Source organism: Collinsella aerofaciens (assembly GCF_028209395.1).
Lineage (GTDB): Bacteria > Actinomycetota > Coriobacteriia > Coriobacteriales > Coriobacteriaceae > Collinsella > Collinsella aerofaciens_AZ.
The window spans coordinates 1-11,596 of record NZ_JAQLDQ010000035.1; the positions used below are offsets into that span (position 1 = coordinate 1).

Genomic DNA, 11,596 nt, shown 5'->3' on the forward strand with positions numbered 1-11,596 from the left:
ATAGACGCGGCGCTCCGGGAGATGGCCGCGGAGGAGGGCGACGGGTTCGACCCGCAGGCATGCAACCTCGCGGAGTTTTGCAGGAGGACGGGGCTCACCCGCCCCCGGCGAGGACGGTCATGACCCACGGGTTCAGGGCCCTGCCCCACGGGAACAGCGGGAGGAGGGCCGCGCCGGGCGTGCTCGCCGGGCACACCGGCCCGGCGGACGATCTCCTGCGGAAGGGCGTCACCAACTCGCAGGTGGTATTCGAGCGGCTGCTCGGCCAGGGCTACGCTGTTAGCGCTACCGTAAAAACAACCATTTTGACCAACGCTCAATAACCAACCAGCGCATTAGATCAAACTCCAAAAGTCGACCTTATGAATGCAGACGACTTGTACAAGAAGAATTCCTATTGCTTCGAGATTAGTTCGGATAGATATCGATTCAGGGTATTCACCATTGAATTCGATCCGTCGTACCCTGCCGTCATTTCCATCGACCGAGGCGTGTGCAAGGATCTTGAAAAGATCCATGACCGTTATAAGTTCAAAGAGGCCGAGCCGTGCAACGTCACAATACAAAACGATGAAGATCTCGACCGTGTTTTTAATCAACTCCTAAAGAGCGAAAAACTCATCTATATCTGCAACCGACTGATGAACGAGGCTGACGAGACGATTTAGCGCCTTTACCTTTCTTTGAGTTGCATATTCGAAGGCATTATTTGACAAACATCCACAATATGAAGCGTTTGTCATGGCGCAGACCTTAAGCTTATATGAACTAAAATATTGCGCGACAAACAAGAGTGCCCGCGCAATAATTGTTATTTAAGGGATGCATATGGACGAAGTGAAAAAACTAAGTATTGCAAATTTCAACATTACATATGGGCCAGATAATGACCCCATGTTGACCCACTTCCAAGACATTTTGTATCCAGCGTTCTGCAACGAACAGAAAGTTCGTACCTCCAAAAATGTCAGCTATTTCTCAGATGTTGAGCTAAAGCTAATAAATTCAGAATATGTTCTCACGGGAAATTTGATTCGTGAAACTTATTACCGGGTGCGGACTATCGTTGTCGATAATGAGCTCGTTCCATCTCCAAGCTCCGTCCCAACCGCTCCATATTCTCGATTTATTATCTATCTCAAGAGCCATAGAATGATCCTTATCAAGAATGAGGGTCATAGCCCCAATCTCAAGAGTTTTCAAGCCGTTTTGAGGAAAGTTGTCGATCGTTACACTCGCGAGGTTAACCGAGAAAGGGATAAGGCAGGCTTGCCTCAACTTCCTAATGCTGTAATTAATATTGTTAACATGCCCTTGCCTGATAGTATTGATGAGACCATCAACGAATTTGCGAAAATAAAGTCAATTAATCTTCGATTTTTCCCTTTAAACAATGATATTGATCCAGGACCGATACTAGCGTGTGTTCGTTCCGCAATGAATTCGGTTGACTCAAAAACGGGAAATTTAACTTTCAATTCTCCTAAATCAGCTAAGGGGATTTCTGACCTTTTCCAGGATAGCATTGCCTCTGGCGTCGCCTCAGCAACGGTAACCGGTGAAAAATCTGATGGAACAAAAGTCAAAATTACTGACAATCAGCTTGGTTCAGAGCTTCAGATTCCAAGTGCTGGAAATCTAAGCGGTGGCGACGACAAGAGAATTGCAGACTACTGCATGAAACGCAATTATCTACCTGAAGCAAGTGAAGATAATGCATCCTTCTATTACAAAGCGCTTAATATCCTCGAATTACTCGTTAATAAAATTTAGAAGGGTCTCTTAATGCCTGACGTTCTTTCCCAATTTGCTGAAGTAAGAAGTGTTGGCGAATTAATCAGTGGTGCACTGCACGAGTTAAAGCCCGTTAAAGGAAACCTGCCAATCTCCATTGGAGTTTCAGTTATCTCCTTGGTTCTTTCACTAAATATGCTTAATGCTCCGAATTCCGTTGAGTTAATTGTGAATTTGTCCATGACATTAAAGGATGTGTTTTTGGGGTTATTCGGAGTTGCGCTCTCAATCTTTGCAATCTTTTTCAGTCTGCTGGATGGTGCGTATATTCATGGGCTGGCTTCAAAAGAAGGTAACCCACTATTGAATTTTCTTCGTTACTACGAGAACGCACTTGTTTTATTTGCAACAGCATTTACGTTGAGCCTTTTGATCTCTCTAATCGATCAAACTTCGTTTTTAAAATTGATTGCAGTGATTTGCTGCGATTATTATGTTGAAGTGCTCATCTGCTTTATGTATTTAGCTCTCTCGTTTCGAATAGTGTGCGAAACGAAATCCCTGCTTTATAACACTTTTGTTTTCACGAGAATATTTATTTGCCTAAAGGGTTGCGAGGAAATGCCCAAGACTCAAACCGACGCGGAATCGATACTATAATTTGACCGTGAGGTTACCGTCGGCGTATAAATCGAGTTGCTTTTTAAGCAGATCATAGTAAGCGTAGCATCAATTGATGTAGCGAGACTCCTTCCTTTCACCGACTGGCAAAACGATTTACACCTAATTATCGGCACTACTCAGGGGCATTTACTTTGTTTACGGCTTGATCTCGCTAAACTGATAACTGCTGCTACCAGGGCATTTTCTGGTGCACATTCTATTGGCTCCTGCGAAGATCGGAGCGGGTATGTTTGCCGCCGAGTCCCACACCAGCCGTCATCACATTGCGATTGTTGCCATGGCCTGCCTATGCGTTTTGCTGGGCGGGCCTTCTTATGCCGCGGGCGCGGAGAGCCTCATCATCGCGGGCGCGACGTACTGCGAGCCGGGCGTGTCGGGCCCCGGCTGGACCTGGACCGATGCCGACCACCTGGAGCTTAACGGCTACGCGGGCGAGGCCATCGGCGCCGAAGGCAACCTGGTGCTGACGCTTGCCGGGCAAAACTCCGTGACGGAGTCGCATGCGCCCGATGCGGACATCACGCTGTGCGGCATGGAGGTGTGGGGCAGCCTGACGCTTCGCGGCACCGGGACCCTGACGGCGACGGGCTCGCAGTGCGGGATCCACGTTTCGCAGGCGTTCGCGGTGGACGGCTGCACCGTCGATGTCCGGGCAGACGGGGCCGATATCACGGACGAGGCGGTCGCCGGCGTGATCGCTGGCGACATGGCCGTGCGCGGCGGCGGGCGCGTCGTTGCCGCGGGCGCCGGGTCCGGAGCGGGTGTGCACGCCTACGGCGTATATCTACAGGACGCGGGTCTTGGCGATGGCGCGGCCGGCTGCCGGCTTTCCGTCGACGCCTCGTGGCTCGATGCGGCCGGTGCCGATGGCGGCGTTGCGTGCACGGGCGGGTCGGTTGTGTCCGCGCGGTTTGTGACACCTGCCGGTGGGACCTTTGGTGCTGGTGGCGTGGTGGATGCTGCCGGTGCGGTGGCCCCGCATGTGGTGGTTGAGCCCGATGTCGCCACGCCTCCGGCGGGGGAGACCGACGGGCGCGACGTGCCTGGATGCGGGGCGGGCAAGCCTGATGGTGGCGCCGGTCCCGCTGCAGAGCAACCCGGTACGGAGCCAACGACGGTTCCCGCAATGAAGCCTGCGGCTACGTCGCCCAAGACAAACATAACGACCAAGACGAGGGTGACCAAGACCACGGTGCCTGCGCCGTCCAAGCCTAAAGCCACCAGCGCGACCGCAGCGACACTCCCCAAGACCGGCGACAGCAACTGGATCGCAGTCTCCTTTACGTTTTTCCTGCTTGCTACAGTGCTTCTAGCTGCCGCATGTCGTTGTTGAGATAGCTGCCATTTGGAAGAAAGAGACATTCACAAGGTATAACTATTTGCGTGTTTGTCTATAGGCACCCAATTATCGAAGGCAGAGGCCATACGGACGTGATCATGGGCTGAATCGTGACATGCGACCCAGGTCCACATGAATGAGAAAAGCATTCAATAATGTCGCAGGTTAGACTGAAGGCAACGAAAGGGCACCGGGATCTTTGTCGACCCTGGTGCCCAAGCGAAAGACCATCAGAGTTGCCTCGCAATATTCGACGGTGCTAAAGCGGGCAAATATTAAACCGGACTCATTGGTGAGCTGTATGAGCTGGTTTCTTAGTGACATCCCGGATTGTCTATAAGCAAAAGTCTGGTGTTTCGGAAATGTTGTACCGTACGCCAAAACTGTCAATTTCTTGTTTTAATACAGCCCACTCAATTTCTAAAAGCAGCCGCATAACATCGTAAATTGTCACAATGCCTCGAATCCCCTTGCTCCTCATCCGCACGAGTTCGTAAATCAATTGAACAGAAATCGTTGCTGTATACGGTTCACCGCTTCTATCAAGATTTAATGCTCTTGCAGCATCAATGATCGCGGTGCCAAATAGAAGCTCAGGGCAAATCCCTTCAGCGGGGTTTTCGATTGTGATATTTACCTTATCTGCGCAAAGCTCAATTTCTGTTTCTCCGGCTCTGCTTTGTTTGAGAAAGGGTTCCGTTTTACCTAGACCTAAAAATTCCGTTCTTTTAAGACGCTGCCTGCGGCAGCTCTCCTTAAACATATTGTTACGACAATCTATGATGGCGGCATTCGCAATCTGGTCAGTCAGGCATGGGTAAAAACCTATTAGGATCCAATCGACCTCGCAAGATGCCTTGAAAAGGAGATCGTAAATTTCCGCATAAAGTGGGCATTGTCCACTGTCGAGGCGGGCCACTCTTGTTCCATCATGAATGAATAATCCCTGAAAATCTGAATGAATTTCAATTAAATAGCCCAATTCAATGCGTCCATCATCACCGCTAAGTTCAGTAAGGTGATTGCGGTATTTAGGTAATTTGCGAGCATGACCTGTTTTTCCACCAAACAATCGGGCATCTAGAGAGCGCGTCAGATCGTCACAGCATGCACAGCTTTGATGATATTTTGCCAACGAGACATAGTTTGCGACGATGCTCGCCAATTCCTCCGGCAAAACATCGTCGGCTTCAAGCCTTGACATTAGATTTCGCGCTCAGCTTTCAACGCAGATGTGAGCTCAGCAGATTTTGATTGAGCGTTTCGACCATGTTTGATGTTATGGTCGATTCTAAAATGCTCCAAACCAACAATGGATCCATTTTCGCGGGTAATAACAATATCAGGGCACTCGCTGTCTGCGTTAATAGATCCACACACCTTCAAGGCAGCTTTCTTCTTGTATCCACCCGAGGCCATTGATAGCCTAAGAACATCATTGAACACTTGCTCTTCGTGCGCGTTCTGGTCGCTTTTGTTCTTGCTCATGCCGGATCCTCCGCCCTTATAAGTAAAACATAATTCAACTCGCGCTCTTATAGAAGGTGCGAGGCCCTCGTCACAAGTGAATGAATGACGAGGGCAAACAGGGTTAAGGTATGACCTCCGTGTTACCTTTCAGCCCTACCCAAATTCAAATTTATTATGCTGCTTTATCAATTTGAATAGCGGGGATCCTCGATTTCTTTCTTCCTAAGCTTGTGCTGGTTCCAAAGTCGGTCTGGCCCCTTTTAGATGCAACTTTGTATTTCTCAATCTGAGTTCTATAGCCTTCAATCAGCTCCAATAAAGACTCATCGAGAAACAGCAACATTTCGCTTCCGTCATATCCCTCAGCGGTATCATCCACGAACTTGCATTCTGTTCTCGGCATATCGAAGGTGCACTTTCGGAGAAGGTTCTCAAGTATTTCTAGGCGGCGAACCAGAACGCCTGCATCATCTATAACATCCAGCCAACTGGACCCGTCCTTGCAAAACAACATTTCGTCCCTTTCGTTTTACAGCTCTGATGGACAAAAGAAATCTAAAGCCGCGTGCGGACATCATTAAAAATTGTTCTTAAAAGCAGTGTAGAAAATCAGTTTCAGACATTATGTTGTATAGACTTGCTGAGACCTTTAGTTTGAATCTCAATTTAAAGTAGATATTTGTTCGAAACTAACAAATAATGGTTTTAAAACAATATAATTTTCCTTGTTATTAAAGAATGTCTGCGGTGAATCAACTTTTTTGAAAAGGATTCTAAAGATGATCCTCAATTTTTCATTTAAGAACTTTCAGAGCTTTCGAAATACTCAGCAGTTCTCGTTTGAACCGATTTCGAGCAAAAAGGAACTTGGGCCTGTGCGAGTGGCTGCGGTTTACGGCGCAAACGCGTCAGGCAAATCAAATTTCCTAAATGCTCTTTACTTTGTCTCTTACTTTGTTCGTACAGGTTATGCGGCAGGCGATGCGAATTCTCAAATACCCATCGTCCCCTTTTTACTTGACTCGGAATCCCGATCAAGTGACACAGAATTCTCGATAGATTTTATCGCTAGCAACTTAAAGTATGAGTTTTCATTTGGTGTGAACAAAAATGAGGTTAGATATGAAAACCTCACTGTGTATCGATCAAAACAGCCGTCCCTTCTCTATGACCGCTCTTCGATAAACGGGGAACAGTCAATTAAATTTGGTAGTACCTTTACAGGTGCAAAAAAACAACTTTGGGATATCACGCGCAATAATTCTTTGTTCTTATCTGCCGCAGCGGCGGCTGGAAGTGATGTAATTCAACCCGTATTCACAGCTCTTGCCAATGACATCAATCTCTATGATGCAACGCATTATCTAGCAGAACTCGCCACCATAAAAAAGCTGTTTATCAACGATGACGCTCGAGCTCAGATGCTATCTCAGCTCATTAAATATGCTGATATCGGAATTGACGGCATAGATGTCCGTCAAGCGGAAGGCGTCATGGGTTTAAAAGACTCACTCATTGGACTCGATGAGATTCCGGAAGAGGCACGTAATAAAATTGCAGAAGACTTTAAATTGTCGTTCGCTTATGACCTGTTCTTCCACCATAAAGGCTCGGGAGATGGCTTTTGGCTGGGCTCCGCCCATGAATCGGAGGGCACAAAAGCTGCGCTGGCGTTTTTCTCGGTAGCCTTACGTTCTTTAAGCAGTGGGGCCACAGCAGTAATTGACGAGCTTGATTCGAGCCTTCATCCTACGCTCCTGCGCGACTTCGTCTCACTGTTCGCCGATCCCGACACAAATCCAAAGGGCGCGCAGCTAATCTTCTCGACCCATGATGTCACCTTGATGACGCGAACCAGCCCTATGGAAGAGGTGCTTGAACGTGACCAGGTCTGGTTTGTGGAAAAGGACTCTGAAGGTGCTTCGCAATTAATTGCTGCGATGGAGTATTCGCCTCGTGCAAATGAGAATCTGGGGCGCAATTACTTAAACGGTGTCTATGTGCCGCTGCCCAACCCAAGTTTTCATCAACTTGTGGCCCAACTCATGAAGGAAGGTGCTGACATAGATGGCTAAAACAGAAAGGACGGGACTTGCTCGCGGCCGCAAAAAGCAGACAAGAGCCAAGCGAAAGCGCCACCTAATTGTGTCCAATGGAAAGGTGACCGAAACCGAATACTTTAACTTCCTTATTACTGAAATGGACGTTCGCGGAAGCGTGCGGTATCGGCATATTGACGGAGACCCTTTGAAGGTGGCCAAGCAGCTTTCGCGAGAGCTCGATTCAGATAAAAAGGCCGTTAAAGCAGGCGAAATCGAAGCATTGAGTTCCGCATGGATCGTAGTCGATTCAGATGAATTCAGAAACCTAGCCGCAGCAGAACGAGAAGCAAAGACAAAGGGAGTTAGGCTCGCGATCTCCAACCCATGCTTTGAAGTATGGCTTATCGATCATGTCTCACCATGCCCGGAAACTTTTGCATCGACGCCACAATGTGAGAAAAGAGCGCGCGACCTTGGCGTTCTAAAATCTACTGACCCCAACAGGTCTTCCGCGTCAAAGTTCAAGTCGGTAAATCTCGAAATGATTGACGGCAACAAGGGCCAGGCTTTGACCAATGCCGCAAAGCACAATACGGATAATAAACGTCGTGCAAGAGAATTGAATCCGGACAACGTTGCCGCCTATCAAGTATGGACAGACTTGCCTGATCTTGTAGATGACGTATTTGGGTCGGGTAACTAGTGTGATTCAACCCGCGTTAGGGGGCAGGCTTTTAACTCAAAAAGTTGTAAACGAGGTAGCAATGCTTTGGAGCTATGTTCAGCTAGATGACGGCACTCAGCTTGCCTACTCAGAGACAAGAGATGACGGGACCGTTCGCGTAGCCGTCGAGCGTCCGGTTGACCTTGGCTCTGACCATGCGGAATGCTTCTTGCCTGCGGTTAATTGGTTCAATGTCGAAGGTTTTTCTACTGACGATCTGGATTTTTTGACCGAGTTCGTCAGATCAAACGCTCCGTTTATCTTCGAGCTTGCAGAACGGCAAAAGCCGGACCGGCGGTTTCGGCGCTGGCCCCCTGACGCTCTACTGTTGAACGGAAAATATCCCATGATTTCGCCTTCCGACATATCCACCGTCGCCTCCCGCGTGCTGGCTCAATACGACGTCAGCGAAGCCTATTTATTTGGCTCGTTTGCCCGAGGCGAGCAAACGCCCGATAGCGATATTGACTTGCGCCTAGTCTGCGGCAACACCATGACGTTCGGCACGCTTTACGAACTCACCCATGAGCTCGAGAGGGAACTTGGGCGAAAGGTTGATATCGTCACCAACCCACCAGAGCACATGCGCCCGGCATTCCGCAAAAGCATCGAGCAAGATGAGGTGCGTGTCTATGAAGCTCTGTAAGCAGGACGAGGCGTTAGTGTGCTCCGGCATGATCAGCAAGTCTGAATTTTGTCGCATACTTCCGGACTCGGCGAGCCTTAGAAGCAAGTATTGAACTCAAACTCGGTTCCAGACACCCTCTTGCTATTTGAATACAGGTATCGCTCTAGCGATAGTATGTTATACTATCGCTAGAGCGATACCTGTTAGGAGACTCGCGTGGAACTGTGGCATGGTTCTCAGAAAATCATTGAGACTCCCCAGCTTGGCCTGGGGAAAATCCATAACGACTATGGACAGGGATTCTATTGCACAGAGAGCCTCGACCTTGCAAGGGAATGGGCATGCTCGCGCGATGCCGATGGCTTTGCGAATCGCTATGAACTCGATATAGCCGATCTCAAAGTTCTCGACTTGCTATCGCCGCAATATTGCGTCCTGCATTGGATAGCGTTGCTCGTTGAGCATCGTTCTTTTCGCAAAGATACCGCCATTGCCGCGGGGGCGTGCGAATATCTCCATGATCACTTTCTACCTCAGACGAGCACTTGCGACGTAATAAGGGGGTGGCGTGCGGACGACTCGTACTTTAGCTATGCCAGAGCTTTTGTAAACAATACGATCACCGTCGATCAGCTTGGACGATCTATGAGGCTCGGTAACCTGGGGGAGCAGATTGTGCTCAAAAGCGAGCGTGCGTTTAAGAGCATTCGTTTTGCTGGATTTGAACGTGCGCAGCAAGCTCTGTATGGTCCATTGGCCAAGGAACGAGATGAAGCGGCAAGGGCGCAGTATAGGGAGCTCCTTGCCGAAAACCCGTTTGAGGGAATACGTATCGTCGATATCATTCGAGAGGGGATGACGGGCGATGACCTACGCCTACAGTGAGATGTATCTCGAGGATGCAATGAGAACGCTGGGCGAGGCGGTCGATTTTGCTCTCTGTGACCAAGGGCTGACTCCAGCCGAGTTGACGGCGATCATGTCGAACGCTCTTGAGATGAAACAGTTTGAGCGCGGTATGCCTCGCGTCGTCTGCGGCATGGCGGGCGACGAGCTCGCGCGCGATATTATCGCCCATGCGGGACTGACCCCCGTCAGATGTAGGGAGACCTATCCGTTCGACCGTTCGCCTCAGTATTGGGCGGGGTGGGTTATGGCCTATACGCAATGGATGAGCAGCTTGGGCTTTAATAAGCTACTCGAAGTCGCTCCGCTCGATTGGATCATCGGCTCGTACCATCCGCTCCACGAGGCCTCCGAAGATAAATTCGCCCAGATTGTCATCGAAAAATGGAACAACGCCCAAGCGGACAAAAAGGGCCTCAAGGCGGCACGAAAGGCTGCCGGACTAACGCAAAAACAGCTCGCCGCCCAATCGGGGGTTAAGCTTCGCGCCATACAACTCTACGAGCAGAACCAGCTCGACCTACGCCGCGCCTCGGTTTCCTCGGCATTGGCGCTTGCAGACACCCTAAACTGCACCATCGAAGACCTCGTCTGGCAACCGATTGCTCTGGAGTACGACTCGCAGGCTATTTCGTCTGTAAAGCTATAGAGGAGTCAGACATGCCTTGGAGCCATGTTCAACAAGATGACGGCGCTGATTGCGTTGCTCAAGAAGATCATTCAACTTCGCACGTGGCAAATACAGCATCACCGATTTTGCTCGGCGGCACCACGTCAATCGACGAAGCTATTCGGCTGACCATTTCGAACATGCCCAACGCGCTCAGGCTCTTGGAGAACTCATGATGGCGGACACGAAGCCGGGAGCGCATCCGTTCGCGCCGCTCGTGCTCGATGATGCCGGTTCGCTCGAAGATATGGCCGCGGCCGTGATGCGCCTGCACAGTACGCTGATGACGGTCGGGCGCTGCTATACAACCGACGCCACAGGCGACCGGGCCGCGCTTGAGCTTGGACGCGTCGAGTCCGTGCTTGCGGGTGCATTCTGTACGATATTCGGTCAATCGCCGGCCGATCGCTTCGCAGACATCTTTGACCAGGTCACCTACGTGGCCGAGCACATGGTCAAGGACCACATCTTTGAAGACGGTAACAAACGAACCAGCCTTGTCTTTGCGTTGTCCGTCTTAAGGTTCGCAGGCACTCCGGTCGTGCTGTCTGACAGCCCCGAACCAAAAGACAACCAGTACTACGCCTGGATCCAGGACCTCGTTTCCAGTCGCCGCACGAACAGCGAGCTAGCCGAAGAGCTGCGCTGCGGATTCGTTGCGGGCACGGGCGATCTGTCGCTCGTATAGAATCTAAGCATCCGCACGCCGGTTAATGAATTGATTGGACGCCACATGGAACTCCCTAGCACCCTGTGCAGCAATGTCTACGACTTTGCGTTTTGCCCCGAGCCCTGCTACGACCGTCTGGTCGATCTCGCCGACCCCGAGGACTGGGGTCCCGGCAACCGCATCCTCAAAAACTACCTGTCGTTTTCGTTTAGCCGCGCGGTGTTCCTGACCGAGCGTGACTTGGACCAGACCGGGCCGTCCAACCTGCCGCTGGTGTTCGACGATGACCGCTGCCTGTTCAATACCGGCCTGTACACGCGTCGCTACGAGACCATCTACGGCCTGTTTGAGCCCAACACCAAGCCCGACGCGCGCCAGCGCTGGTTTTTGAAGGGCTTCTTTAAGGAGAGCGACCCCATGCTGGTCTCGTTTGAGTACCTGCCGTGCCGCGTGCGCTTTGCCGAGGACCCCTCCGAGCTGGTCTTTGACTATCGACTGCCCATCCGCTCCAACATCGACCACATTCTGGGCGACGAGGAGAACCTTACGCGCATCCCCGCCAGCCTGATGGGGGAGGACAACTCGCTGCTGCTGCGCCGCGCTTTTGAGGGCGCCGTCGTCGAGGCCGCCCGCCGCGCCGCCGCAAACTACACGCTCGCTCATATGACCCAATCCACTGTCAAGGGCCACAATGGCCCCGCCGACCGCTTGCAATCGGTCGGCGGGGCC

The 11,596-nt window shown here is 50.7% G+C and carries 15 protein-coding genes; 12 read left to right on the forward strand and 3 right to left on the reverse strand.

The window, feature by feature from the left end; genetic code table 11:
• The first annotated feature begins 119 nt into the window (after positions 1 to 119).
• The 5 genes from PMW67_RS09260 to PMW67_RS09280 all read left to right on the forward strand — a co-directional run bounded on the left by PMW67_RS09260 (position 120) and on the right by PMW67_RS09280 (position 3,751).
• Positions 120 to 323, forward strand: a complete 204-nt coding sequence (locus PMW67_RS09260; RefSeq protein WP_271739613.1) for a hypothetical protein — start codon at positions 120 to 122, stop codon at positions 321 to 323.
• Positions 324 to 362: 39 nt separating this feature from the next.
• Positions 363 to 668 carry a hypothetical protein gene (locus tag PMW67_RS09265; protein ID WP_271739615.1) on the forward strand — a complete coding sequence of 102 codons (306 nt, stop codon included), beginning with the start codon at positions 363 to 365 and terminating at the stop codon, positions 666 to 668.
• A gap of 160 nt (positions 669 to 828) precedes the next feature.
• Positions 829 to 1,773 carry a hypothetical protein gene (locus PMW67_RS09270; protein WP_271739617.1) on the forward strand — a complete coding sequence of 315 codons (945 nt, stop codon included), beginning with the start codon at positions 829 to 831 and terminating at the stop codon, positions 1,771 to 1,773.
• Positions 1,774 to 1,785: 12 nt separating this feature from the next.
• Positions 1,786 to 2,394, forward strand: coding sequence for a hypothetical protein (locus tag PMW67_RS09275; protein ID WP_271739619.1), 609 nt, complete (start codon positions 1,786 to 1,788; stop codon positions 2,392 to 2,394).
• A 250-nt stretch (positions 2,395 to 2,644) separates the two neighbouring features.
• On the forward strand, positions 2,645 to 3,751 hold the full coding sequence (locus PMW67_RS09280; protein ID WP_271739621.1) for a hypothetical protein: 1,107 nt from the start codon (positions 2,645 to 2,647) through the stop codon (positions 3,749 to 3,751).
• A 340-nt stretch (positions 3,752 to 4,091) separates the two neighbouring features.
• Here PMW67_RS09280 and PMW67_RS09285 read toward each other — a convergent pair whose 3' ends face one another.
• The 3 genes from PMW67_RS09285 to PMW67_RS09295 form a co-directional block, all read right to left on the reverse strand.
• Entirely contained in the window at positions 4,092 to 4,961 is an 870-nt protein-coding gene (locus PMW67_RS09285; RefSeq protein WP_271739623.1) for a hypothetical protein, read from the reverse strand.
• Positions 4,961 to 5,245 carry a hypothetical protein gene (locus tag PMW67_RS09290; RefSeq protein ID WP_271739625.1) on the reverse strand — a complete coding sequence of 95 codons (285 nt, stop codon included), beginning with the start codon at positions 5,243 to 5,245 and terminating at the stop codon, positions 4,961 to 4,963. The genes PMW67_RS09285 and PMW67_RS09290 overlap by 1 nt, the downstream gene beginning before the upstream one ends.
• Positions 5,246 to 5,399: 154 nt before the next feature.
• A complete protein-coding gene (locus PMW67_RS09295; RefSeq protein ID WP_035138300.1) occupies positions 5,400 to 5,741 on the reverse strand; it encodes a hypothetical protein in 342 nt (113 codons plus the stop codon).
• A gap of 265 nt (positions 5,742 to 6,006) precedes the next feature.
• Here PMW67_RS09295 and PMW67_RS09300 point away from each other — a divergent pair, with 265 nt between their 5' ends.
• The 7 genes from PMW67_RS09300 to PMW67_RS09330 all read left to right on the forward strand — a co-directional run.
• Positions 6,007 to 7,302, forward strand: coding sequence for an AAA family ATPase (locus PMW67_RS09300; protein WP_271739627.1), 1,296 nt, complete (start codon positions 6,007 to 6,009; stop codon positions 7,300 to 7,302).
• A complete protein-coding gene (locus PMW67_RS09305) occupies positions 7,295 to 7,972 on the forward strand; it encodes an RloB family protein (RefSeq protein WP_271739628.1) in 678 nt (225 codons plus the stop codon). The genes PMW67_RS09300 and PMW67_RS09305 overlap by 8 nt, the downstream gene beginning before the upstream one ends.
• Positions 7,973 to 8,033: 61 nt before the next feature.
• Positions 8,034 to 8,639 (forward strand): nucleotidyltransferase family protein, encoded by a 606-nt coding sequence (locus PMW67_RS09310; protein ID WP_271739630.1) that lies wholly within the window; start codon positions 8,034 to 8,036, stop codon positions 8,637 to 8,639.
• Between the two features lie 198 nt (positions 8,640 to 8,837).
• Entirely contained in the window at positions 8,838 to 9,506 is a 669-nt protein-coding gene (locus PMW67_RS09315; RefSeq protein ID WP_271739632.1) for a DUF3990 domain-containing protein, read from the forward strand.
• On the forward strand, positions 9,487 to 10,176 hold the full coding sequence (locus PMW67_RS09320) for a helix-turn-helix domain-containing protein (protein WP_271739633.1): 690 nt from the start codon (positions 9,487 to 9,489) through the stop codon (positions 10,174 to 10,176). The genes PMW67_RS09315 and PMW67_RS09320 overlap by 20 nt, the downstream gene beginning before the upstream one ends.
• Positions 10,177 to 10,372: 196 nt before the next feature.
• The gene (locus tag PMW67_RS09325; RefSeq protein ID WP_271739634.1) at positions 10,373 to 10,885 is read left to right on the forward strand and encodes a Fic family protein; all 513 of its coding nucleotides are present in this window, start codon (positions 10,373 to 10,375) and stop codon (positions 10,883 to 10,885) included.
• A gap of 45 nt (positions 10,886 to 10,930) precedes the next feature.
• The coding region (locus PMW67_RS09330; RefSeq protein WP_271739636.1) for a DUF3825 domain-containing protein at positions 10,931 to 11,596 on the forward strand (666 nt) is incomplete at its 3' end.